The sequence below is a fragment of the Streptomyces sp. NPDC088197 genome (assembly GCF_044741185.1).
Classification (GTDB): Bacteria; Actinomycetota; Actinomycetes; order Streptomycetales; family Streptomycetaceae; genus Actinacidiphila.
Genome location: NZ_JBIUSD010000004.1, coordinates 145487 through 169414, shown reverse-complemented (window position 1 = coordinate 169414; position 23928 = coordinate 145487). Strand labels below are relative to the sequence as shown.

The 23928-nt window shown below is 74.1% G+C and carries 21 protein-coding genes; 19 read left to right on the top strand and 2 right to left on the bottom strand.

Features of this window, described 5'->3' with window-relative positions; genetic code table 11:
* Window positions 1-150: 150 nt before the first annotated feature.
* The 13 genes from ACIOC1_RS12810 (at window position 151) to tpg (ending at window position 15391) form a co-directional block, all read left to right on the top strand.
* A complete protein-coding gene (locus tag ACIOC1_RS12810) occupies window positions 151-783 on the top strand; it encodes a hemerythrin domain-containing protein (RefSeq protein WP_355341092.1) in 633 nt (210 codons plus the stop codon).
* 221 nt (window positions 784-1004) lie between these two features.
* A complete protein-coding gene (locus tag ACIOC1_RS12805) occupies window positions 1005-2159 on the top strand; it encodes a beta-ketoacyl synthase N-terminal-like domain-containing protein (protein WP_401853837.1) in 1155 nt (384 codons plus the stop codon).
* 131 nt (window positions 2160-2290) lie between these two features.
* Window positions 2291-3922, top strand: a complete 1632-nt coding sequence (locus ACIOC1_RS12800) for a tryptophan 7-halogenase (protein WP_391045094.1) — start codon at window positions 2291-2293, stop codon at window positions 3920-3922.
* 246 nt (window positions 3923-4168) lie between these two features.
* Window positions 4169-5671, top strand: a complete 1503-nt coding sequence (locus tag ACIOC1_RS12795) for an FAD-dependent monooxygenase (protein ID WP_401854275.1) — start codon at window positions 4169-4171, stop codon at window positions 5669-5671.
* A gap of 107 nt (window positions 5672-5778) precedes the next feature.
* Window positions 5779-7104 carry an MFS transporter gene (locus ACIOC1_RS12790; protein WP_401853834.1) on the top strand — a complete coding sequence of 442 codons (1326 nt, stop codon included), beginning with the start codon at window positions 5779-5781 and terminating at the stop codon, window positions 7102-7104.
* 259 nt (window positions 7105-7363) lie between these two features.
* Window positions 7364-7789 carry a phosphopantetheine-binding protein gene (locus ACIOC1_RS12785; RefSeq protein ID WP_391161959.1) on the top strand — a complete coding sequence of 142 codons (426 nt, stop codon included), beginning with the start codon at window positions 7364-7366 and terminating at the stop codon, window positions 7787-7789.
* Window positions 7790-7797: 8 nt separating this feature from the next.
* On the top strand, window positions 7798-8643 hold the full coding sequence (locus ACIOC1_RS12780) for a 4'-phosphopantetheinyl transferase superfamily protein (protein WP_391161958.1): 846 nt from the start codon (window positions 7798-7800) through the stop codon (window positions 8641-8643).
* 35 nt (window positions 8644-8678) lie between these two features.
* Window positions 8679-10250 (top strand): acyl-CoA carboxylase subunit beta, encoded by a 1572-nt coding sequence (locus ACIOC1_RS12775; RefSeq protein WP_355341348.1) that lies wholly within the window; start codon window positions 8679-8681, stop codon window positions 10248-10250.
* A 99-nt stretch (window positions 10251-10349) separates the two neighbouring features.
* Window positions 10350-10724: an acyl-CoA carboxylase epsilon subunit gene (locus ACIOC1_RS12770; protein WP_391045086.1), complete on the top strand. Its 375-nt coding sequence runs from the start codon at window positions 10350-10352 to the stop codon at window positions 10722-10724.
* A 263-nt stretch (window positions 10725-10987) separates the two neighbouring features.
* Complete coding sequence (locus ACIOC1_RS12765) at window positions 10988-11629, top strand: DUF6629 family protein (protein WP_401853829.1); 642 nt, start codon at window positions 10988-10990, stop codon at window positions 11627-11629.
* Between the two features lie 27 nt (window positions 11630-11656).
* The gene (secD, locus tag ACIOC1_RS12760) at window positions 11657-12565 is read left to right on the top strand and encodes a preprotein translocase subunit SecD (RefSeq protein WP_401853827.1); all 909 of its coding nucleotides are present in this window, start codon (window positions 11657-11659) and stop codon (window positions 12563-12565) included.
* A 93-nt stretch (window positions 12566-12658) separates the two neighbouring features.
* Window positions 12659-14824, top strand: a complete 2166-nt coding sequence (tap, locus tag ACIOC1_RS12755) for a telomere-associated protein Tap (protein WP_401853824.1) — start codon at window positions 12659-12661, stop codon at window positions 14822-14824.
* Window positions 14825-14833: 9 nt separating this feature from the next.
* On the top strand, window positions 14834-15391 hold the full coding sequence (tpg, locus tag ACIOC1_RS12750; protein WP_355341067.1) for a telomere-protecting terminal protein Tpg: 558 nt from the start codon (window positions 14834-14836) through the stop codon (window positions 15389-15391).
* A gap of 241 nt (window positions 15392-15632) precedes the next feature.
* Here tpg and ACIOC1_RS12745 read toward each other — a convergent pair whose 3' ends face one another.
* Window positions 15633-16727, bottom strand: coding sequence for a chemotaxis protein (locus tag ACIOC1_RS12745; RefSeq protein WP_391045072.1), 1095 nt, complete (start codon window positions 16725-16727; stop codon window positions 15633-15635).
* 63 nt (window positions 16728-16790) lie between these two features.
* Window positions 16791-18173 (bottom strand): glutaminase A, encoded by a 1383-nt coding sequence (glsA, locus tag ACIOC1_RS12740; RefSeq protein WP_401853821.1) that lies wholly within the window; start codon window positions 18171-18173, stop codon window positions 16791-16793.
* 218 nt (window positions 18174-18391) lie between these two features.
* Between glsA and ACIOC1_RS12735 the strand changes: the two genes are divergently transcribed.
* From ACIOC1_RS12735 to ACIOC1_RS12710, 6 genes are all read left to right on the top strand, one after another.
* Window positions 18392-19057, top strand: coding sequence for a hypothetical protein (locus tag ACIOC1_RS12735; protein WP_401853818.1), 666 nt, complete (start codon window positions 18392-18394; stop codon window positions 19055-19057).
* A 116-nt stretch (window positions 19058-19173) separates the two neighbouring features.
* Window positions 19174-20181, top strand: a complete 1008-nt coding sequence (locus ACIOC1_RS12730; RefSeq protein ID WP_401853817.1) for a DUF4129 domain-containing protein — start codon at window positions 19174-19176, stop codon at window positions 20179-20181.
* Entirely contained in the window at window positions 20178-20696 is a 519-nt protein-coding gene (locus tag ACIOC1_RS12725; RefSeq protein ID WP_401853814.1) for a hypothetical protein, read from the top strand. The genes ACIOC1_RS12730 and ACIOC1_RS12725 overlap by 4 nt, the downstream gene beginning before the upstream one ends.
* Before the next feature lie 127 nt (window positions 20697-20823).
* Window positions 20824-21846, top strand: coding sequence for a MoxR family ATPase (locus tag ACIOC1_RS12720; RefSeq protein ID WP_355341045.1), 1023 nt, complete (start codon window positions 20824-20826; stop codon window positions 21844-21846).
* Window positions 21843-23192 carry a DUF58 domain-containing protein gene (locus tag ACIOC1_RS12715; RefSeq protein ID WP_355341042.1) on the top strand — a complete coding sequence of 450 codons (1350 nt, stop codon included), beginning with the start codon at window positions 21843-21845 and terminating at the stop codon, window positions 23190-23192. The genes ACIOC1_RS12720 and ACIOC1_RS12715 overlap by 4 nt, the downstream gene beginning before the upstream one ends.
* Complete coding sequence (locus ACIOC1_RS12710) at window positions 23189-23878, top strand: hypothetical protein (RefSeq protein WP_401853812.1); 690 nt, start codon at window positions 23189-23191, stop codon at window positions 23876-23878. The genes ACIOC1_RS12715 and ACIOC1_RS12710 overlap by 4 nt, the downstream gene beginning before the upstream one ends.
* The last annotated feature ends 50 nt before the right edge of the window (window positions 23879-23928 follow it).

The window sequence follows — 23928 nt, the reverse complement described above, 5'->3', positions numbered from 1 at the left end:
AGCTCTTTATCCGCGGGGCCGGACACGGTCTGGCGGTGGCCCGGACGCCGGGCCCGGAGGGGAGCCTCCGGACCGTCGAGGCTCCGAGCGGTCACTCCGATCCCCGGGGGGCCGATAACGACATTCGTACGAAGAAAGTGGTGGGCCGTCGTGGCCGAGTCGAAAGACCCGAACGTGGACATCGATTTCACCGTCATGTATGCGACGCACAAGGCGTTCCGACGCGACCTGCGCCGGCTGGCGACCGCGGTGGCCGCCGGTCAGGCGACGGCGCCGCAGGTGCGCGCGGGGTGGGACAACTTCAATCACCAGCTCCACAACCACCACTCGGTCGAGGACCGGGCGCTGTGGCCGCAGGTGGAGGCCAAGATCGCCGACCGTCCCGACGATCAGCGGCTGATGAAGGAAATGGAAGAGGAGCACGCCGAGCTGGGCCCCCGCATCGAGGCGGTGGACACCGCGATCAAGGGCGGCGGGGGCGACCTGGCCGCGCTGATCGAGGACCTTTACCAGGTGATGGACGGCCACTTCACGCACGAGGAGGAGGCCGCGCTGCCGCTGATCCAGGACGTGCTGTCGCCCGCCGAATGGCGGACCTTCGGGCTCGCCAACGCCAAGAACCTCGGCATCAGCGGCGTCAGCGTCTACATCCCCTGGGTCATCGACGACGCGACGCCGGACGACCAGAAGCGGTTCCTCGGGTCCTTCCCGCCGCCGCTGCGCGTCGTCAACAAGCTGATCTGGCAGCGCGGTTACGCGAAGAAGGAGCTGTTCAAGGTCTGACCGGACCCGGGCACCGACGACCGGGCGCCTGAACGGCCGGAATCGGCGGGCACCGCGCCACCGGGCGCGGTGTCCATGCTCGGGCGCGGTGTCCATGCTCGGGCACTGCGGAAAGGCGTGGCCATGGACAGCACGGCGATCGTGGAGCGGGCCCGACCGGCCCCGCCCGCCCGCCGCACCGGGCGGGTGCCCGGCGCGGCCGAGCTGCTGCGGAGGGTGCCGTGACCGGCGCTGTGGTGGTGACAGGTCTGGGCATCGTCTCGCCCGCGGGACTGGGCGCCCGCGACTACTGGGCGCAGGCGTGCGGGAGCGGGCGCGGCGCCGGACGGCACGGCGAGGCCCGTACGGCGGGCGAACCCGCATGGCAGACCGCCGCCCTCCTCGACCCCGCTCCGGGCGACCAACTGTGGGGCAGGCCCGCGCCGCAGGCCGACCGGATGGCCCGGCTCGCGCTGGCCGCAGCGGACTGGGCGCTGGCCGACGCGGGCATCCGCCCGCAGGACCTGCCCGACTTCGGCCCCGACGCGGTGACGGCCGTCACCGCCGCGGCTGCCGCCGCCGCGGCTCCCGGCGGGCGGTACGGCGAGGGCCGCGGGCCCGGCTTCGGCGCCCGCTTCCGGGCCGGCACCGGCGGACCGCGCGGCCAGGCCGGGCGGCAGAGCGGCGCGTACCGCTCCTTCGCCTGGTTCTACGCCGTCAGCAGCGGCCAGATCTCGATCAGGGACGGCATGAAGGGCCTGGACGCCGTGGCGCACGCCCGGCGGCAGATCCGGCAGGGCGGACGGCTCATCGTCTCCGGCGGTGTGGACGCGCCGGTCTGCCCCGCCACCTGGAGCGCGCACACCCCGCCGCCCGCCGCCCGGCCCGGCGGCGGAGCGCTGCTGGTACTGGAGACCGCGCACGCGGCCCTGGCCCGCGGCGCCAAGATCTACGGCGAGGTCGCCGGATATGGCGCGACCTTCGACCCCGACCCGAGCGGCGGACGCGAACCGGGCCTGCGGCGCGCGGTGGAACTGGCCCTGTGCGACGCGGGAGCCGTCCCCGGAGAGGTGGACGCGGTGTTCGTCCCCGGCCTCGACGCGGCCGAATCGGCCGCCGTCACCGCGGTGTTCGGCGTGCACGCCGTACCCGTCACCGCGCCCCGCACCATGACCGGGCGCCGCTACCCGGGCACGGCCGCGCCGCTGGACCTGGCGGCAGCCCTGCTCGCCATGGAGGAGGGCCTGATCCCGCCGACCGCGGACGATCTGCCGTCCCCCGGCTACGACCTCAATCTGGTCCTGTCGCCGCGCACCGCGGAACTGCGCACCACGCTGGTGGTGGCCCGCGGCCACGGCGGCTTCAACTCCGCCGTCGTGCTGCGCACCCTGGACTGACCGCACCGCCCCGCGACAGCGCGGCGAGCAGCAGCACCGCACCGACCCCGTGACGTCCCCTCTCCCGCACCGGGAGCCGGGGACGTTTTCGCGTGCCCCGACACATTCCTACCCGGGAGGGACGAAGCAGCATGAACACAACCGCCCAACAGGCCCAGTCCAATGAGAAGTTCGATGTGGCGATCCTCGGCGCGGGAATGGCCGGCGGTCTGCTGGGCTCGGTGCTGGCCCGCAACGGGGTGAAGGTCCTGCTCATCGACGCGGGCGTGCACCCGCGCTTCGCGGTGGGGGAGTCCACCATCCCGTACACCTCGTCGATGACCCGGATCATCGCCGAGCGCTACCAGGTGCCCGAGATCGAGCCGCTGGCCAGCTTCAAGGGCATCCAGGAGAAGATCGCCCCGTCGTGCGGGCGCAAGCAGAACTTCGGCTTCGTCTACCACGTCGAAGGGCAGCCGCAGGACCCCGAGCAGATCAACCAGCTCGTGGTGCCCGAGTGGCAGCGCACCGAGACGCACCTGTTCCGGCAGGACGTGGACGCCTATCTGTTCAACCTCGCCGTGAAGTACGGCGCGGTGCCCAAGGTCGCCACGAAGATCGCCGACATCGAGGTGTTCCCCGAGCACGGGGTGCTGCTCAGGTCCGACAAGGGCGAGGAATTCCACGCCAGTTACCTCATCGACGGCAGCGGCTTCCGGTCGCCGGTCGCGGAGAAGTTCGGGTTGCGCGAGACCCCGACCCGCGCCAGGGCGCACTCGCGCTCGCTGTTCACGCACATGGTCGGCGTCACACCCTTCGACGACGCGAAGGCGGCCCGCTCGCACAAGCAGCCCAGCCCCTGGCACAACGGCACCCTGCACCACGTCTTCGACGGCGGCTGGCTCTGGGTGATCCCGTTCGACAACCACGACGGCGCCCTCAACCCGCTGTGCAGCGTGGGCCTGCAACTGGACGAGCGCAAATTCCCCGCCGAGCCCGGCGTCTCCGCGCAGGAGCAGTTCGACCAGTTCCTGGAGCGGTACCCCGAGATCGCCGAGCAGTTCACCGGCGCCACCGCCGTACGCCCGTGGGTGGCCACCGGCCGGCTCCAGTACTCCGCGACGCAGACCGTCGGCGAGCGCTACTGTCTGACCGCGCACGCCGCCGGATTCATCGACGCGCTGTACTCGCGCGGCCTGACCAACACCCTCGAGGTCGTCAACGCCCTCGCCTGGCGGCTGATCGAGGCGTCCAAGGACGGCGACTGGTCCGTCGAGCGCTTCGCGTATGTCGACAGCCTCCAGCAGGGCCTGTTCGACATCCACGACGACCTCGTCTACTGCTCCTTCGTCGGCTTCCGCGACTACGACCTGTGGAACGCGGTCATCCGGGTGTGGGAGTCGACCAGCATCCTGCCGACGGTCACCATCGACCGGGCGTACCGCACCTTCATGGCCGACCCCGAGCGCGACGAGCAGGTCTTCCGCGACCTGGAGAAGCGCGATGTGCCCGGACTCCCGGCCCCGGTCGGCCAGGACATATCGGAGCTGCTCGGCTTCACCCGCTCCATCTGCCAGCAGGTCGAGGCGGGCACGCTGGAGGCCAAGGCCGGCGCGGCCCAGCTCTTCGAGCGGCTGCGGACGTCCGAATTCCTCCCCGCCCCCTTCGAGTTGGGCTCGCCCGACAACAGGTGCTTCGAGGCCACGCCGGCGGTGATCCAGAGCGCCGTCGAATGGGCCGGTACGGACGCGCCCGCGCACATCGCGCAGCTCTTCGCGCGCTGAGCCCCCGCCGTACCCAGGTCGTCGAGCGCCGCCGTACGCAGGGCCCCCCGCCGTACGCATCGCAGACGCACCGCACCCGCGACAGCGCCGCCGGACGCCTCCTGACGGGCCGTCCGGCGGCGCGTCCCTGCCCGTGGCCCCGTTCGCCGGAGGCAACTTCCTTTCAGACAGGAGTCAGACGTGGACGAGAAGGTGGACGAGAAGGTGCACGAGAGGGACAGCACGGACGCGGGCGGAGCCGCTGCCCTGGACACCGATGTGATCATCGTGGGGGCGGGGCCCACCGGGCTGATGCTCGCCGGTGAACTGCTGCTGGGCGGCGCCCGGGTGATCGTCGTGGAACGCCTGGACGAACCCACCGGGCAGTCGCGCGGCCTGGGCTTCACCGCCCGCGCCATGGAGGTGTTCGACCAGCGCGGGCTGCTGCCCGCCTTCGGCGGCCCCGACGGCACCCTGGAGATCTCCCCGGTCGGCCACTTCGGCGGCCTGGTCTTCGACTACACGGTGCTGGAGGGCGCGCACTTCGGCGCCCGCGGCATCCCGCAGTCGCTCACCGAGTCCGTGCTGGAGGCGTGGGCCGTGGGCCTGGGCGCCGACATCCGCCGCGGCTGGGAATTCCTCGAAGTCGCCGACGGGGAAGGGGCGGTGACCCTCACCGCGGGGACCGCGGACGGCGTACGCCACCTGCGCGCCTCGTACCTGGTCGGCTGCGACGGCGGAAAGAGCGCGGTCCGCAAGGCCGTCGGCTTCGACTTCCCCGGCACCGACCCGACCCGCGGCATGTACCTCGCCGACGTGGTCGGCTGCGGGCTGCGCCCGCGATTCCTCGGCGAGCGGCTGCCCGGCGGCATGATCATGGCCGCGCCGCTGGGCGAGAACGTCGACCGGGTCATCGTGGTCGAGAACGGCACCCCGCCGCCGGACCGCACCGAGGAGCCGAGCTTCGCCGAAGTGGCAGGGGCCTGGCAGCGGATCACGGGCGAGGACATCAGCGCCGGTACCGCCGACTGGGTCGGCTCGTTCACCGACGCCAACCGGCTGGTCACCGAATACCGGCGCGGGCGCGTGCTGTTGGCGGGCGACGCCGCCCACATCCACCTGCCCGCGGGCGGCCAGGGCCTGAGCACCGGCGTGCAGGACGCGGCCAACCTCGGCTGGAAGCTGGCCGCGGTCGTCACCGGCTGGGCGCCCGAGGGTCTGCTCGACACCTACCACGCCGAGCGGCACCGGGTCGGTGAGCGGCTGATGATGAACACCGCCACCCAGGGCATGGTCTACGTCGGCGGTCCCGAAATGGACCCGATCCGCGAGATGTTCGCCGAGCTGATCGAGTACGACGAGGTCAAGCGGCACCTCGCGGGCACCGTCAGCGGTCTCGACATCCGCTACGACTTCGGCGCGAAGGACGACGACCACCCGCTGACCGGACGCCGGCTGACCCCGCTGAAGGTCGACACCGACGGCGGCGGCACCGACACCACGGAACTGCTGCACACCGCGCAGGGCGTGCTCGTCGACCTCGCCGACGCGGCGGCCGTGCGCGCGGTCGCCGCGCCCTGGAAGAGCCGCGTCCTGACCGTCAGCGGCACGGTCGCCGAGCCCGAGGGGCTGTCCGCACGGGAGTTGGCGGGGGCCACCGCGGTCCTGCTCCGGCCCGACGGACATGTCGCCTGGGTCTCGACGGGCGGTGAGGACGGCCTGGCCGAGGCGCTCCAGCGGTGGTTCGGCGCGCCCGAGACGGGCGCGTGAGTTCCAGCCTCCGACCGGAGGGCGCCGACCGTTCGAGGGCCGGCGCCCTCCGCCAACCGAAGGGCGGGGCACGGCGGTCCGCGGGCGGGCCCTTCCGGTCGCTGGCCGTGCGCAACTTCCGGCTCTTCGCGCTCGGCCAGGTCGTCTCGGCGGCCGGCACCTGGATGATGGTGGTCGCGCAGGACTGGGCGGTCCTCTCGCTCACCGACAACTCACCCACCGCGCTCGGCCTGGTGACGGCCCTTCAGTTCACCCCGGTCCTGCTCCTCGCGCTGTACGGCGGGCGGCTCGCCGACCGCCACGACAAGCGCGCGCTGCTCGTCGCCGCCAACCTGGTCTGCGGTGTGCTCGCCGCCCTGCTCGCGCCCCTGATGCTCACCGGCACGCTGCGGCTGTGGCATCTGTATCTGTTCGCCCTCGGCCTCGGCACCGCGAGCGCCGTGGAGATCCCCACCCGCATGTCGTTCGTGCGCGAGATGGTCGGCCCCGAACTGCTGCCCAACGCCTCGGCGTTGAGCGCGGCGTACTTCAACATCGCACGGGTGGCGGGGCCCGCCTTCGGCGGCCTGCTCGTCGGCTGGCTCGGCACCGGACCCGTCGTCCTACTCAACGCCGTCAGCTATCTGGCCACGGTCGTCGCGCTGCGGATGATGCGGCCCGCCGAACTGCACCGCGGGCCGCCGGGCGCAGCCCGCGCCCGCGTGATCGACGGCCTGCGCTACACCGCGAGCCGCCCCGACCTGCTGCTGCCGCTCGCCCTGGTTGCCGTCATCGGCCTGGCCGGGTTCAACTTCCAGCTCACGCTGCCGCTGGTGGCCAAGACGGTCTTCCACACCTCCGCGGCCTCCTTCGGACTGCTCACCACGGCGCTGGCGGCCGGATCGCTGCTGGCGGCGCTGGTCACCACCTCGCGTACGACCCGGCCGAGCGGACGGCTGGTGACCGGCTCCGCGCTGGCCTTCGGCGCGGCCGAGACCGCGGCGGGCTGGGCGCCGAACTACCTGAGCGAGCTGCTGCTGCTCGCGGTCACCGGCTTCACCACGCTCTACTTCGCCCAGGCGGCCAACCACCGCATCCAGCTCGGCGCCGACCCCGCGTTCAGCGGGCGGGTGCTGGCCATCTACGCGCTCATCCTCCAGGGGACCACCCCGCTGGGCGCGCTGGCGGTCGGCTGGCTCACCGAGCACTGGGGCGCCAGATCAGGACTCTACGCGGGTGGCATCGTCTCGCTGGCCGCGGCGGCAGTCGCCATGCTGCTTGACCGGCCCCGTCCGGGCCGAGGGGACGGCGGGGGCCGAGGGGACGGCGGCGACCGGGCGGACGACGGCGACCGGGCGGAGCGCGAGGGCGACGGTGATCGGGAGGCCCGGCGCGCGCGGGAGACCGGCAGCCGGTCGCCCGAGACCCCGGCCGTCCCGACGACCGGCGCGTGACGTCGGCGCGCGGACGGTGCCCCGAGGCCCCCGCACCCCCGCCCGTACGCGCCCCGTCCGTACCGCGCCCGTCCCCACGAGGGCCGCGGGCCCGGTCCCGGACGACCGCCGCGGGCCGACGCTCCGCCACCGCGCGGAGCGACCCGTGCCCCGCGGAGCCGTCCGCGCGGCACGTTCTCGAACCTGCCGGTGAACCGCCGCGCCACAGCGCAACGGCGGCGCCGGTCCGTGCACTACCGATGGAAGGCGGTATGCCGTGATGGAACAGACGGTCCCCCTGCACCTGAGGGGGCTTCCCGACCCGCACGTCCTGCGTGCCGCGGGCATCGACGTGCGGACCAGGATCATCGAGCGTTACATCTGCCGTCAGTTGGAGCCGTATCTTCATGTGCCCCCGGCCCACCGGATCAGCACCGACCGGTCGCTGCGCAGCCAGGGCGTCGACTCGATCACCGCGCTGGCGCTGCGCCGCAGGCTCGTCTCGGCGCTGGGCGTCGACGTCCCCGCCGCGGACCTGCTGCGGGACGACTCGGTCACCGAGGTGGCGGCGCTGCTGGCCGGGCTGGTGACCCCCGTACCGCAGAGCGTCCCGCAGACGGCCCCGGTCGGCGCCGTCGCCGCGGCCGTCTTCGACACCCCGGCGGAGAGGCCGCGGCTCACCGCAGCGGCGCGCACCGCGCGGTGAGCGGCGCGGTGGACCGTACGGGGGCCGCCACCGCACCGGCTCTGACCGTCGCGCCGGGCGACCTGCACATCTGGGTGCTGCCCCGGCCCTGGACGCACACCGACCCGGCGCCGCTGCCGGTCGGGGAACTGGACGACGACGAACGCGAGCGCGCCGCGGGCCTGCTGCGTACGGGCGACCGGGTGCGCTACCTCTCCGCCCACGTCGCCCTGCGCCGCCTGCTGTCGGCCTACACCGGCCTCCCGCCGCGGGCGCTGCGGCTCGGCCGGGACCGCTGCCCCTGCTGCGGCGGCCCGCACGGCCGCCCGGTGCTGCTCGACCGCCCGCGCGGTCCCGTACCCGACTGGCCGCACTTCTCGCTGTCCCACAGCCACCAGGTCGCGGTCGTCGCCCTCGCGGGCGCCACCGTCGGCGTGGACGTGCAGCGGGTGCCGCCGGCCAACGCCGTACGGCTGTGCCTGCCCGACCTCCACCCCGCGGAACAGGCGGAGTTGGCCGCTGTGCCCGGCCGCAGGAGGCCCGCGGCCTTCGCCCGGCTGTGGACCCGTAAGGAGGCGTATCTCAAGGGCCTCGGCACCGGTCTGCGCCGCGACCTGGCCGCCGACTACCTCGGGACGGCGGCGGGCCGGCGCGGCGGCCCGCACCGCCCGTCCGGATGGTCCGTCACCGACGTGCCGGGACCGCCGGGCCACGCCACCGCGGCGGCCGTCCGCACCCCGCACCACTACCGCACCGTCGTCCGCACACTGACCGCCGACTGCCTCCACGCCGAGGACGCCACGGAGCTGATCGCCGATTCCCGCACGCGGGTGCACCGCGTGCCGCAGGCCGCCGTCCGGCGGCCACAGGAGTGATCGACATGAACCCGAGCAAGGGAGGGTGGAGCGCCATGCCCAACGCGGAGTCTCCCGCCGAGGTCCCCGACCGGTTGCAGGAACTGAGCGACCTCAAGGAGCTGGCCCGGCAGGGCCCCGACCCCACGGCCACAGAACGCCAGCACGCCAAGGGCAAGCTGACCGCGAGGGAGCGGATCGACCTGCTCCTGGACAAGGGCAGCTTCACCGAGGTCGAGGCGCTGCGGCGGCACCGGGCCAGCGGCTTCGGCCTGGAGGGCAAGCGCCCGCACACCGACGGCGTGGTCACCGGCTGGGGCACCGTCGAGGGCCGGACGGTCTTCGTCTACGCCCACGACTTCCGGATGTTCGGCGGCGCGCTCGGCGAAGCGCACGCCGAGAAGATCCACAAGATCATGGACATGGCCATCGCAGCCGGCGCCCCGCTGGTCTCGCTCAACGACGGCGCGGGCGCCCGTATCCAGGAAGGCGTCTCCGCGCTCGCCGGTTACGGCGGCATCTTCCAGCGCAACACCAAGGCGTCGGGCGTGATCCCGCAGATCAGCGTGATGCTCGGCCCGTGCGCCGGGGGCGCCGCGTACTCCCCGGCCCTGACCGACTTCATCTTCGCCGTCCGCGGCATCTCGCAGATGTTCATCACCGGGCCCGACGTCGTGCAGGCCGTCACCGGCGAGGAGGTGACCCAGGACGCGCTCGGCGGCGCCGACGTGCACGCCAGCGTCTCCGGCGTCGCCCACTTCGCCTACGACGACGTGCACACCTGCCTCGCCGAGGTCCGCTACCTGCTGTCGCTGCTGCCGTCCAACAACCGCGAACTGCCCCCGGCCAGCCCCGGACAGGACCCGGTGGACCGGCCGGGCGACGCGCTGCTGGAGATCGTGCCGACCGACGGCAACCGCAGCTACGACATCAGGGACGTCATCGAGGAACTGGTCGACGACGGCGACTCGATGGAGGTGCACGCCGCCTGGGCGCCCAACATCGTCTGCGCGCTGGCCCGGCTCGACGGGCAGACCGTCGGCATCGTCGCCAACCAGCCGTCGGCGATGGCCGGGGTGCTGGACATCAAGGCGTCGGAGAAGGCCGCGCGCTTCGTGCAGTTCTGCGACGCCTTCAACATCCCGATCGTCACCCTGGTCGACGTCCCCGGCTTCCTGCCCGGCGTCGACCAGGAACACGACGGCATCATCCGGCGCGGCGCCAAACTGCTGTACGCCTACTGCAACGCGTCGGTGCCGCGGATCTCGGTGGTGCTGCGCAAGGCGTACGGCGGCGCGTACATCGTCATGGACTCGCAGTCGATCGGCGCCGACATCGCGCTGGCCTGGCCCAGCAACGAGATCGCCGTCATGGGCGCGGAGGGCGCGGCCAACGTCGTCTTCCGCCGCGAGATCGCCGCCGCCGAGGACCCCGAGGCGATGCGGATCCAGAAGATCGAGGAGTACCGCAGGGAACTCGTGCACCCCTACTACGCGGCCGAACGCGGCCTGGTGGACGACGTCATCGACCCGCGCGACACGCGGTCGGTGCTGATCCGGTCGCTGTCCATGCTGCGGACGAAGGACGCGGACCTGCCGCGCCGCAAGCACGGCAACCCGCCGCAGTAGCCCGCCGTACTCCGCACAGCCCTTGACGGTGCGTCAGCGCAGCCGCCCGCAACTCGTGCATTCCGTCCGGCAGTTCCGAGACCGAAGGGGACACCGCCCATGCCCGCCGCCATCACCGCTCCCACCCCCGCCGCACCGCACCTGGTGCGGGTCGGCACGCTGACCATCCCGGCGCAGCCGGGACCGCCCGCGCTGGAGACGATCAACGCCGCGCCCGCCGTGGTGCCGCTCGCCGCACCCGAGGCGGCTCCGGCGCCGACGACGCTGGTACGTGTCGAGCGCGGCACCGCGACACCCGAGGAGATCGCCGCGGTCACCGCCGTGCTGCTCGCCCGCGCCGCCACCGTTCGCGCGGCGGCCGACGCCGACCACGCGACGGCCGCCCGCCGCCGGGGCGCCGCCCGCTGGCGCGCGCACGGCTTCACCGGCCCGCGCGCCTGGACCGCCGGGACCCGGGATCTGCTCGCGAGTTGAGCGCGGGCGGTCCCGTAGGAGTACCTGAGCGCCCGACGCTTTGAGCACTGAGCACTGAGCACCGAGCACTGAGCACCGAGCACCGTCAACGGCCCCACGCGCTTCGGCGCGTGGGGCCGTTTTTCGTCGTCTCACCCGCGATTCCCGCCGGAGGTGATTTTCCCCGGCCGCGCGGCGGGGTCCCGCGGCCGGAAGAGGGCAGGCGTCGTAGCGTGACGGGGACGTACAACGGATCATCGGACCGCACGACGCGAGGGGACCTCATGTGCTGGAGCGCCACGGCCGATCTGGCGGCGGGCTCGGTGATCTGCGCCCTGGGCGTGACCTGCGTCGCGCGCGTACGCCGGGCCCGGGACCTGCCGCTGGCGGCGCTGCCGCTGGTGCTCGGCGCCCATCAGCTCATCGAGGCCGCGGTCTGGCACCGCGGCGGCGGCACCGGGCCCGCCACCCTCGCGTGGGCGATCATCGCGCTGCCGCTGCTGGCCGCCTATGTGCCGCTCGCCGTGCTGACCGCCGCGCCGCCGGGCGGGCGGCTGCGGCTGGCCGTACCGGTGCTGGCCGGACTCGCCACCGCCGTCGTGCTCGTCGCCTGCCTGATCGACCGGGCGCCCGTCGCCGACATCCGCGGCCACACCGTCGGCTACGCGGTGGACGTGCCCGCCGTACCGCTGGTCATCGCCGGATATCTGGTGGCCACCGTCGGCTCCCTGCTGCTCAGCGCGGACCGGATGCTGCGGCTGCTCGGCGTCCTCACCGGGGTGGGGGCCGCGGTCTGCGCGGCGGTGTGGCGGACCGAATTCGTCTCCACCTGGTGCGCCTTCGCCGCCGTCGTCTCCGTCGTCCTCCTGCTGTGGGTACGGCGGCCGTCGACGGGGCCGGCACCGAGCGCGCCCGTACTGTCGTAGCGGCTGATCACACGTCAGACTGGGCGGATGCGTCCTCACCGTACGGTTTCCACGGTCGCCCTCACCGTCGTCCTGATCACGCTCGGCCCGGCTCTCGCCGCCTGCTCGTCGGGCTCGCCGTCCCCCGGCTCGCCCGGCGCCGCCCGTTCCGGCCCTTCCGGCCCCGGCGCCGTCGATCCCGACGCGGTCGACCCCGACAGCGGTGTGAAGCCGTCGGAGTCGACCGCCTCGGGCCGCACCGTCGCCACGTACACCGCCGCCTCGGCGATGAGCGCGGACCAACTCCAGGAGACGGTGCGTCGGCTCAAGGAACGCGCCGCCGCCTTCGGACTGACCGGCACCCGTATCGAACAGCGCGGCAACGTCATCACCGCCGACGCGCCCGGCGACAGCGGCGACCGGCTGCGGCAGTTGGCGGCGACCGCCGAGCTGGCCTTCCGGGCGGTCAAGGGCGATCACGCGGAGGGGTCCGCCGAGATTCGGCAGCGCTTCGACGCCCTCACCTGCCCGGTCACCGGCACGCCCCCGCTGTCCAGGCCCGAGGAGCCGACCCCGGCCTGCGACGCCAAGACCGGCCAGAAGTACCTGCTCGGCCCGGTCGCGCTCGACGGCGAGGACGTCAAGAGCGCCAAGTCCGCGTACGAGCCGAACTCCGGCCAGTGGATGGTGAATCTGAACTTCACCGAGCGGGGCGCGAAGACATTCGGCACGGTCACCGCGGCGCTGGCCCAGGAGACGCCGCCCGCCAATCAGTTCGCGATCCTGCTCGACGACGACCTGCTGTCCGCACCGGCCGTCCAGCAGGCCATCACCGACGGCGCGGCGCAGATCTTCGGCGACTTCGACCGGCAGCGCGCGGAGGACCTGGCCGCCCTGATCGGCAGCGGCGCGCTGCCGGTACGGCTCACGGTGAGCGGGGTGACGCGGCAGCCGTAGCCCGTTGCCGCGCCGGCATGATCGCCGGACAGTGTGTGTCCGGCGTGTGTTCGGGTGTGTGTTTGGCTAGGGTGACGGCCGGAGGTGGTCCGGTTGTCGAATGAGCAGGGCGAGCTGTTCGCTTCGGTCGACGCGCTGCTCGAACAGGTGGCCGCGCAGGACTCGCTGCCGGAACCCGCCGAGCGCAAGCGGCTGCGTGAGGCGGCCGGGATCAGCCAGGACCAGATCGCGAAGACGCTCAAGGTGCGGCGCGAGACAGTCACCGCGTGGGAGTCCGGCCGCGCCGAGCCGAGGTCGCCGAAGCGGGCGGCGTACGTACGGCTGCTGGACGGTCTCGCGGCGCTGCATCCGGCGCCGCCGGTCGCCACGGCTCCTGAGCCGGCCCCGCAACCTGTGCCCGTACCTGTGCCCGTACCGGAGCCCCCGCCGGTCGCCGTGGTGGCGCCGCCAACTCCCCGGCTCCCGGCCCCCGTTGACCCCGCACCCGAACCAGCAGCCGCCCCCGCGCGCCAGCCCGCCCCGCCGCCGCGCCGCCCCGCCCCCGCCCGCCGCCCCCAGGCCCCCGCCTCCGTCCGTGCCCCCGAGCCCGGTGCCGATCCGCGGTTCGCCAACGGACCGCTGGCCGTCGTGGACGGCGACGGCAGCGCGTACTGCGTCGGCGGCCTCGTCCTGGAATGCCCGGCGGACGACATTCCGTCGCTCGTGCAGTGGGCCCTCACCGAGGCACGCCTCGGCGCGGCCCGGCTGCACCGCTCGGGCAAGGACGCCGACCCGCTGGTCGTCCTCACCGAGTCCGCCACCACCCGCTTCGGCCTCCCCGCGGAACTGGCCGACCGGCGCGGGCTGCGGCTGCCCGAGGACCACGAGGCCGTACGCCGCGTCGCCCGCGCGGGCTGGCAGCTCACCCGGCGCGGCTTCGGCCCCTGGGCACGCGTCTACCGGCCCGCGCAGGCCGGACAGCGCCAGTGCGTACAGCTCGCGATCCTGCCCTGGGGCGCGCTGGACAGCCGGTCGTGGGGGAACGTGGACCAGGCGCCGCCCGCCGAAGTGGCCCGCGTCCTCGGCACGTACGCCACCCGCGTGATCACCCCGCGCGGCTCGACCGCCGTCTGCGGCCTCGAACTGATGACGAGCCTGCGCCCGCCGACCAGGGCCGTACGGGACGAGGCGAGCGGCGCGTGGGTGTCGGGGCAGGTGGCCGGCGCGCTCGGCGCCGCCGTCGACCCCGCGCCGCCCGAGGCCCCCGACGAGCACCCCGTGGCGGCCCGGCTCCATCCGCGCGGCCACCGGCGCACACCGGACCAGGTGCTGGACGAGGAGGCGTACGACTGGATCCGCGACCCGCAGCTCCTCGGTGACGACGAGTGCGCCCGGCCGTACGCGGTCGGCATCGACGTCAACATGGCCTTCGCCGCCGCCGCGAACCGCCTCACCGTCGGCCTCGGCGCCCCCGTCCACCGCACCGCCCCCGGCTTCGACAAGGCGCTGCCCGGCTGCTGGCTCGTCGACCTCTCCGGCATCGAACTCGACCCCCGGCTGCCGAGCCCCTTCACCCCCCAGGGCACCCGCCCCGAGGGACCCGCCTGGTACGCCACCCCGACCGTCGCCTACGCCGTCGAACTCGGCCACGACGTCAAGCCCGTCGAGGCGTACGTACGGCCGGAGACCGGCGCGTATCTGGACGCCTGGTACACCCGGCTGCGGGACGCCTACCTCGCCACGATGGGGCAGCTCGGCGTCACCGCGGGGATGGACGAGGCGGACTTCCTGGCCGCGATGGCCGTCCACAAGGACACCGATCCGGGCCTGGCCGCCGTGCTGTCCGCCGTCAAGGCGACCGTCAAGGGCGGCATCGGCAAGCTCCGCGAGCGCCCGCAGGGCGCGGGCTACCGGCCGGGGGAGCGGTGGTCCGCGCTGGACCGCCCCACCTGGCGGCCCGACATCCGCGCGGCCGTGATCTCCTCCGCGCGGGTCAATATGCACCGCAAAATGCGGAAGTTCGCCGCCGTCGGGCTCTACCCGCTCGCCGTGCTGTCCGACTGCGCCGTCTACGCCTCGGACGGCCCCTCGCCGCTGGACTTCCTGCCGCGCGCGCCGGAGGGCAAGCCGCTGCCCGGCGGATTCCGGCTCGGCGTCAGTCCCGGCATGGTCAAGCACGAAGGCACCCAAGACCTGATGTGGGCGGTCGAACTCCTCGACCAGGGCCACAACCCGGCCCGCCACATCAAGGGCACCGACGCCGCCGTCGACGGAGAGTAGGACCACAGCGTGGGCATCATCGGCGACAGCCTCGACAAGGCGACGGCCAACACCCAGACCCGGCCCATCCCCAAGTCCGCGCAGGCCCAGATGCGCTTCCTGGTCAAATACGCCAAGGGCTCCACCCGCGCCGTCGCCCAGCGCCTCGGCGTCACCCAGCGCACCGTCGAGCGCTACCTGAAGGGCACGCTCAAGCGGCCGCGGCGCGAACTCGCCGACCGCCTCGCCGCCGCCGTCCGGCAGGACTGGCAGCCCCGTGTCAAACAGCGCGCCCAGCGCCGCGCCGCCACCTCCGACGGCCTCGTCATCGAGACCCGCGCCCGCTTCGGCTTCACCGCCGCCCCCGGCTCCACCGACGACGGCCGCATGCGCCGGATCACCCAGCACCTCCCGCCCGCCTACGCCGCCCGGCTCTTCGAAGCCCAGTCCTCCGGCGCCACCGAACAGCAGCTCCAGGCCATCGCCGCCGAGGGCCTCCAGGAGGTCTACTTCAAGGACAGCGGCCGCCGCGCGGACGGGCTGCTGGTCGAGTTCACCGACATCGACTACGTGGAAATCGACTTCTGACGGAGGCGCTCGTGCGGGCGGGCCGCACGCACACGGTGACGCCGACCTGGCGGACACCGCGCTGCGCGCCGCGGAGGCCAAGGCGCGCGAGCGCGGCGCCGCCGTGCGGTTCCCGCACCACGACGCGCGGCGGCTGCCGGAGCTGGGGGAGCGGGCAAGAGGCGAGGCCCGACGCGCAAGAGACCGGGCACGAGACCGTGTATGAGGCGAGGCCCGAGGCGGAGAAAGGCCGTGCGGGCCGTCAGTAGCGCAGCACGGCCGCGATGTGGTGGGAGCCGTTGAGCATCGCGTCGGGGACGAAGTGCACGCGGGCGCCGGTGTCGAGGGCCTGTTCGGCGATCTCGTCGACGATGTCCTCACGGGCACCCGGGGTTTCGGGCGTGGCGGGGACGAGGTGGTCGGCGTCGTCGCGGACGGTGGTGCGGTAGTCGTCCTCGATGACGACGACGGCGGCGCGGCCCTCGACGACGGACTGCCAGACCTCGTCCACACCCGCGGCGAAGGTACGGCGGCCACGGGCGGCGTCGAGTTCCGCGAGGACATCCGAGACGTCCTGGTCGGCGCGCTCGCGGACGGCGGGCAGCACGGCCTGCCGGACGGCTTCGGCGGGGCCCTTGGACAGACCGCCCTGGAGGACCCGGACGGCCTCCTTGGCATCGGGGCTGACCTCGTCCAGGACGGCGAGGGCCTCGGCCTCCGCGACGACGTAGAGGGGCCGCGGCTCGGCCGTGAGCACCGTACCGACGGCGTCGGCGACCTCGCGCAGATAGCGGCGGGTCTCCTCGTCGTTGAAGGTGCTGGGTCGGTCCCCGATGCGCTCCTCGCGCTCGATGTCGGTGTCGGGCAGCGACCGGGTCTTCGGGAAACCGCTCGCGGTGTGCTCGGTCAGCCGCTCCCGGCCGCCGCCCCACAAAGTGGCGTGGTCGGCGGAGACCGCCAGCACCCAGTACGGCTGGTCGGCCGCCTGCGCGGCGATGAGATTACGGGTCAGGAACGTCTGCGCGAGCAGCACCCGCTCCGGCACCGAGCGGTCCAGCGACCACACCTGGTGCTCACCGGGCGCCGCGAAGATCGCCAGACCGTCCTCGGCGTGCACCAGGTCCACCTCGGACAGCGCCTTGTCCAGCTGCTCGACCACATCGATCCGGTCGGCCCTGGACACCTCGGGGTCGGACTCCACCTCGTCCTTGGCCCGTGCGATGAGATTGCGCAGGCGTACGGCGTCCTGCGCGTTGTCCGGCTCCCGGCGGTGCGTCGGCATCAGCACGGAGACGGCGGGGTAGTGCCGCGGACGGCGCAGGTCGGCGAGGGTGGCGGGGCTGAGAGGCGAGTGCATGGCAGGCCCTTCCGGCGAAGTCCCCCCCCGGACATGAAATCCCTTTGTCTCTTTATGGATATCTCACTGGGGCAGTGGCCGCAGCTCGTACAGCAGTGCGTCCTCCGCCCACGCCAGCGCATCCTCCACGCTGTCGTGCCGTACCGCGACACCGCCCCAGTGCTGGTCCGGCGCGCCGACCAGGGCGACCTGGTGCCCCGCCGCCGAGATCCGCTCGAAGGCGTTGCCGAGCATCAGCCCGGCCACCTGATTGACGTGCGTCACGCGCTCCATGTCGACCACCACCCAGCCGGGCACCAGCGGCACGGCGCTCGCCAGCGCGTGCAGCAGCCGCTCCGCCGCGGGGAAGTCCACCTCGCCGCGCGCGGCCACCAGCACCACCCGGTCGCCGTCCCGGTCCAGCAGGTCGCGGTCGGCCGTCACCCGCTCCCGCCCGGAGGAGACCCGGGTCCCCGTACCCCCGCTGCCGCCCGTGCCGACCCGCGTCACGGTGTCCGCGCCCGGCACCGGGTGGTGCATCAGATGCATGCCGAACCGCCGCGACAGCTCCCTCAGCGCGACCACCCCGCGGATCGTACTGCCGGTACGGTCCAGCGGCGGGCTGTAGCAGGCGATGCCGAACCGGGCCGGGCTGGCCGCCGCGAGGCCGCCGGACACCCCGCTCTTGGCGGGCAGCCCCACCCGCACCAGCCAGTCACCGGCCGCGTCGTACATCCCGCAGGTCGCCATCACCGACAGCACCTCGACGGCCACCTGCTCGGCCACCACCCGCTCGCGCGTCACCGGATTGACCCCGCCGTTGGCGAGCGTCCCCGCCATCACGGCCAGATCGACGGTGTTCACCAGCACCGAGCACTGCCGGAAGTACACCTCGGCCGCCTCCACCGGGTCGGTGCGCAGCGAACCGGCCGCGTGCATGAGATACGCCAGCGCCCGGTTGCGGTCGCCGGTGGCCGCCTCCGAGCGGTAGACGTCCTCGTCCACGGTGAGCCGCCGCCCGGCGAAGGCGCTCAGCGCGTCGAGGATGCGCGCGGACCGTTCGCCCGGCGAGGCGGCCGGTACGAGATTGGTCGTCGCGATGGCCCCCGCGTTGATCATGGGGTTGGCGGGGCGGCCGGTGCCGTGCTCCAGGCTGATCGCGTTGAAGGCGTCGCCGCTCGGCTCGTTGCCCACCCAGCGGGTCATCTCGTCGAGGCCCAGCTCGGACAGGGCCAGCGCGTGCACGAACGGCTTGGACACCGACTGCACGGTGAACTCGGTACGTGACCTGCCCGCCTCGTAACGGTGGCCGCCCATGCTTACCAGCGCGATGCCGAAGTCGTCCGGGTCGGCCAGCGCGAGCTGCGGGATGTACGACGCCACCTCGCCGTCCCGCAGCGGCAGCAGTCGCCGGTGCACCTCGGCCAAGCCCTCGCTGACCACGTCGAACGCCACCGGATCGGTCATGGCCTCATGCTCGGCCCGCCCCGCCGACCCCGCAAACGCGCAAGGCCCGCGGCGGGCACCCCCTCGCAGGGCCGGTGCGGACACCCCACCGCCGGGCCCGGCGCGTCACCCGTACGGCACCGCGCACGCTGCGCGCCGCCGGGGCACCCCGCACGGTGGAGGGGCGGCCGGAGCGTGTGCCCGGCCGGTGACCAGCGCAGAAACCGGAGGGGAAGCCCGTGAGCCGACGTCGTACCGAGGGGACCCGCGCAGGAGAAACCGGTGACGGACGGGCCCGTACGGCCCGCTCGCGCCGCCTGCGCTCACTGACCGCGGCGGCGCTGGTGGCCATGGCGGCCGGCGGCCTGGCGCTGGTGTCGGCCTGCGACAACTCCTCCGGCAACAGCTCGACCGGAGCGACGACGCCCGGCGCCCCGCCCAGCACCGGGAACTTCTCCGGCACCCTGCCCTCCCCGCTGGACTCCCTCGCCTCCGCCGCCCAGCAGACCGCCTCCGCCGCGCAGTCCTCCGCGAAGGCCGCCGCCTCCAGCTTCGAGGCGTCGGTGGAAGCGGGCGCGGGCAGCGCCGCGGCCGAGGCGAAGTCGGAGCTGGCCAAGGTCGACGGGCAGGGCAACGCCGTCAAGGACGTCCAGCTCACCGGCTTCCCCAAGGCCAGGACCGGCGGCCTCAACGCCGTCCTGGTCAGCATCACCAACACCACCGACACGAAGGCGTCCTTCGCCGTCAAGGTCGAATTCGCCGACTCCGACGGCGCCGTCGTGGACTCCACGGTCGTCGGCGCCCGCGACGTCGAGCCCGGCAAACACGCCCAGCCGGTCGCCTTCAGCACGAAGGACGCCGACAAGACGCTCTTCCCGCGCGTGGCCCAGGCCCAGCGCTACTGAAGGACGCCCCGGCCCGCTCCCGCCCCCCCCCGTCAGCGCCTCCGCCCAGGCGGGGGGCCTGCTGACAGCCCTGGACTCGTGTGCGAAGCTGCCTTCCGCGACAAGGGGAGGTGGCGGTGGGACGGGCGGGGAACGGGGGAGGGCCGCGGACGAGCGCCGGGGCACGGGCGGCGCTCGGCGTCCTGGTGATCGCGGGTCTGGCGCTCAGCGCCCTGGTGCTGCGGCCCGAGGGCAAGGCGTTCGGCAAGGGCGGCGGACCGCTCGGCGGCAATGTGTTCGTGGTGGCGCTCGGCCTCGCGTGGTTCATCGGCGCGCTGATGCTCCACAACCGCTATGTGCTCCAGGTCGGTGACGACGCCGAGTCCGACCCGCTGCGGCAGCGGCTCGCGGACGTGGTCCGCGCCGCACTGCTGGGCGCCGCCTTCGTCGTCCCGCTGCTGATCTTCGTCATGCACCGGTTCCACGCGTCCGGCCGTACCTCGGGCGGCGGCAAGGACCGCAAATGGCGAGACGCCACCGCGCCGACCCCCAGCGCCCCCACCCCGCCGCGTCCGCTCAAGAGGCACCAGGACAACCACGGCTTCCCCTCCTGGCTGACACACGTCCTGATCGGCATCGGCATCGGACTGCTGGTGCTGGCCGTCGTCCTCGCCGCCGTGCTGCTCTGGCGCTATCTGCGGTCGGGTGAGGCGGAGCGGCAGGACGGCCCCGGGTACGACCAGGCCGACGACGAGGACGAAGTGCTCGCCGAGGCCGTGGAGTCCGGGCGACGGGCGCTGCGGGACGACGCCGACGCGCGCGCCGCCGTCATCGCCTGCTACGCCGCCATGGAACGGTCCCTCGCCGCCTCCGGCATCGCCCGCCGCGCCTCCGACAGCCCGCAGGACCTGCTCGAACGGGCCGTCACGGCAGGCCGGTTGGCGGGCCCGAGCGCGGCGGCGCTCACCGCGCTCTTCCGTGAGGCGCGCTACTCCACCCACCCCATGGACGACGGCCACCGGGACCGCGCCGCGCGGGCACTCACCGAGATCGCCGCCCAACTCGCCCCGGACGAGGCCGCGTCGGGCGACGGCGGCGGTCCCGGGGAGCGGACCACCGAAGCAGCCGCGGAGGCCGCACAGTGAAAGAACACCTCCGGCGGGCGGCGGGCCCGCCCGGCTCCGTACGCCACTCGCTGACCCTGCTCGGCTGCCTCGTCGTCGCCGCCGAAGTGCTGCTCGCGCTCACCGACGGCCTCGTCGCCGCGGCCACCGGCCTCGCCCTGATCACCGTCGTCGCGCTGGGCGTCGCCCGGTACGTCGGCGGCGCGGGCGCGCAGGACAGCGGATACCGCAAGTCCGTACGGCTGCTCGGCGGTCGCGCCCCGGCGCTCGGCGAATGGCCGCGGGTCGTCCGCAAGGCGCTCGGCCCCGAAGGCGCCCTGCACTTCCACTCCACGCTCCGCCCGCAGCTGCAGCGGCTCTTCGCGGCCCGGCTCGCCGAGCGGCACGGGGTGCTGCTGCGCAAGAGCCCCGACCGGGCCCGCGCGATCGTCGGTCCCGACCTGTGGCCGTGGATCGATCCGACGACCGGCCCGCCGCAGCCGGCGATTCCCGAAGCCGTACTGCGGGCGCTGCTCGACCGGCTGGAGACGCTGTGACCGCGCCCGCATTCCGCGCGTCCGCCGTGCGCCGCCCCGTGCCCGTATTTCGCGCGTCCGCCGTGCGCCGCCCCGCCCCCGTACCCCGTTTCACGACGCTCCACGACCAGGCAAGGTGAGGACCGCAGTGACCAGCTCCGAGCGCATATCCGACCACGACGCCGACGCCCTGAGCCCGCGGCGGGCGGGTGAGAGGGCCGCCGAGGTGCTCGCCGAGATCCGCACCGCCGTGGTCGGCAAGCCGGAACCGCTGGAGCTGGTCATGCTCGGCGTGCTCGCGGGCGGCCACGTCCTCATCGAGGACCTGCCGGGACTCGGCAAGACGCTGCTGGCCAGATCCTTCGCCACCACCCTCGGACTGGAGTTCCGCCGCATCCAGTTCACCCCCGACCTGCTGCCCTCCGACGTCACCGGCGCGCCCTTCTACGACCAGCACAGCGGCGAGATGGTCTTCAGGCCCGGCCCCGTCTTCACGCACCTGCTGCTCGCCGACGAGATCAACCGCACCCCGCCCAAGACCCAGGCCGCCCTGCTGGAGGCGATGGCCGAGTCCCAGGTGTCGATCGACGGCAGCACCCGCGAACTGCCCGACCCGTTCGTGGTGATCGCGACCGCCAACCCCATCGAGTACGAGGGCACGTACACGCTCCCCGAGGCGCAGCTCGACCGGTTCCTGCTGCGGGTGCGGATGGGCTATCTGTCGGCGCCGCAGGAGACCGACATGCTGCGGTCCAGGATCGACAGGGCCGCGCCCGAGGCGAAGCTGCGCACCCTCAGCGGGCCGTCGGAAGTGCTGGCGATGCGCGCGGCCGTGGAGCGGGTCGAGGTCGAGGACGACTTGCTGGAGTACATCGTGGCGCTGGTCGGTGCGACCCGCGACCACGCGCACATACAGGTCGGCGCGTCACCGCGCGGCGGCCTCGCGCTGGTCCAACTCGCCCGCGCCCGCGCCGTGCTCGACGGCCGGGACTACGTCACCCCCGAGGACGTGAAGTGGGTGGCGGTCCCGGCGCTCGCCCACCGCGTCACGCTCCGCCCCGAGCTGTGGGTCCGGCAGATCAACGCCGACGACGTGATCCGGGAGATCGTGCAGTCCGTACCCGCCCCGCAGACCCTGCCGCTGGCGGCCCGTGACGCCGTCGCGTCATGACCGACCCCCACGCGGCCGTCGCCCGCGCGCTCGGCGGCGCCCAGCCTCCGCCCGGCGAGCGGCGGGCCGTGCCCGCGGAGCCACCGCCGCCGCCACCGACCGGCTGGCGCGCGGGCGAGCGCGCCCTGCGGTACGGCACGGTGACCGCGGTCGCCGTCGCCGCCGCCCTGCTCACCGGACGGCCGTGGCTGCTCGCGCTGGCCGCCGGCCCGCTGGTGCTGCTCGCGCTCTCACTCCCGTACGGCACGCGCACGGCGCGGATGGACGTCACGGTCGACGTCGAACCGCGGCGGCTGTTCGAGGACGAGACCGTCACCGCCAGGATCACCGTCGCGTACGACGGCGACCGCGGGCGGCTCGACCCCGGCGTCACGCTGGGGCCCGGTGTACGGCTCGACCATCTCACCGTGGGCAGCTCGCGCGTGGAACTGCGGCTGACCGCCGAGCGCTGGGGCCGCTGGACGCTCGGTACCGTCGACCTCGACCTCTACGACGCGGGCGGCACCGCCCGCCGCACGGTCCGCGCGGACCTCGGCGAGGTGCGGGTGTTCCCCGTGCCGTCCCGCGCCGGGATGACGCCCATCCCGGTCCGCCTCCCGCAGCGGCTCGGTGAGCACACCGCGGCGCAGCGCGGTGAGGGCGTCGAGGTCACCGGCGTGCACCCGTACATCCGCGGCGAGCGGCAGCGGCGGATCAACTGGCCCGCCACGACCCGCCGCGGCTCCCTGCAACTCCAGCAGTTCGCCGCGGAGCGCGCCGCCGACACCGTCGTCATGCTCGACGGACTCGGCGACGTCCTCGACCCGGTCACCGGCACGTCCTCGCTGGACGAGACCTTCCGCGCGGCGGCCGGACTGGTCCGCGCCTATCTGCGCACCCACGACCGGGTCGGCGTCGTCTCGGTGGGCGGCACGACCCGCTGGCTCCAGCCGGGCAGCGGGGACGGCTACTTCTACCGGATCGTCGAGAGCGTCCTCGAAGTCCGCAAGGACATCTCCTACCGCACCGAGGGCGTGAGCAACCTCCCGCCGCCTGCGCTGCCCGAAGGCGCGATCGTGTACGTCTTCACGCCGCTCGCCGACCAGCGGATCCTCGACGTGCTGCATCGCGTGGCGGCGCGGGCCCTCGCCCTGGTGGTGATCGAGATCGCCACCGCGGACCCGTACATCGAACCCGGCGACGTCAACGCGGAGCTGGGCCTGCGGCTGTGGCGGTCCGAGCGGGACGCGACGCGCTTCGCGCTGAAGGAGCGCGGCATCGCGGTGGTCACCCACGAGCGCGGCGAGACCCTCGATCTGGCCCTGGCGCCGCTGGTGCGCACACGTATCCACGGAGGCAGGCGATGAGCGGTACGGCGGAGCGGCCGGGCGCGGCCCCGGCACCCTCGACACTGACGCCCGCGGCGCCTTCGGCTCCCGCCCTGACGCCCGCGGACCCGGCCCCCTCGGCCGACGCGCCTTCGGCACCTTCTGCACCTTCGGCCCCCGCCCGGGCGGCCCGCCGCATCCGGCTCCCCGCCCAACTGCCCGCCCGCTGCCTGGCCGTGGCGCTCGCCCTCGCGGCGTGCGACGCGCCGGAGGCCGTACGCCACTCGCTCGGCGCACAGGTGGCGCTGCTCGTGGTGGCCGGGGCCGCCTGGTGGGCGGCGCCGATGGTGGACGAGCGGCCGGTGCGCAATTCGATGCGCTGGGCGAAGATCGCCGCCCGCCGCCGCTCCACCGTCCTCGCCGTGGGGTCGGTGGTGGCCGCGGCGGTCACCGATCCGCCGACCTGGCTGGCCGCCTGCGTCGTGGGCCTCTTCCTGGCGTATCTGCTGATCACCGACGACTGGACGCGGGGCGCGACCGCGCCGCGCGCCGCCCGCGGCCCGGCCCCTGCCCTGACCGCGGCGGCGGCCGTCGTCCTGACCTTCGTCTGCGCGACGGTGCCGGTGGCCGGTACCGACTGGGCACGGCTGCCCGCCGCGCTGGCCCTGGCGGCGACGGTCGGCTGCGTCGCCCTGGCCGTGCGCGGCCGGCGCGGCCCGCGCTGACCGCCGCCTCCTCGCGCGGTGCGGCCTCGCCGCGTGCCGCGGCCTCCCGC

Bases quoted from the DNA above. Each gene is read 5' to 3' on its own strand.
- ACIOC1_RS12785 (WP_391161959.1), top strand. From the start codon at position 7,364: ATGGAACAGACGGTCCCCCTGCACCTGAGGGGGCTTCCCGACCCGCAC.
- ACIOC1_RS12775 (WP_355341348.1), top strand. From the start codon at position 8,679: ATGCCCAACGCGGAGTCTCCCGCCGAGGTCCCCGACCGGTTGCAGGAA.
- secD (WP_401853827.1), top strand. From the start codon at position 11,657: ATGCGTCCTCACCGTACGGTTTCCACGGTCGCCCTCACCGTCGTCCTG.
- ACIOC1_RS12745 (WP_391045072.1), bottom strand. From the start codon at position 16,727: ATGCACTCGCCTCTCAGCCCCGCCACCCTCGCCGACCTGCGCCGTCCG.
- ACIOC1_RS12765 (WP_401853829.1), top strand. From the start codon at position 10,988: ATGTGCTGGAGCGCCACGGCCGATCTGGCGGCGGGCTCGGTGATCTGC.
- ACIOC1_RS12800 (WP_391045094.1), top strand. From the start codon at position 2,291: ATGAACACAACCGCCCAACAGGCCCAGTCCAATGAGAAGTTCGATGTG.
- ACIOC1_RS12710 (WP_401853812.1), top strand. From the start codon at position 23,189: ATGAGCGGTACGGCGGAGCGGCCGGGCGCGGCCCCGGCACCCTCGACA.
- ACIOC1_RS12715 (WP_355341042.1), top strand. From the start codon at position 21,843: ATGACCGACCCCCACGCGGCCGTCGCCCGCGCGCTCGGCGGCGCCCAG.
- ACIOC1_RS12770 (WP_391045086.1), top strand. From the start codon at position 10,350: ATGCCCGCCGCCATCACCGCTCCCACCCCCGCCGCACCGCACCTGGTG.
- glsA (WP_401853821.1), bottom strand. From the start codon at position 18,173: ATGACCGATCCGGTGGCGTTCGACGTGGTCAGCGAGGGCTTGGCCGAG.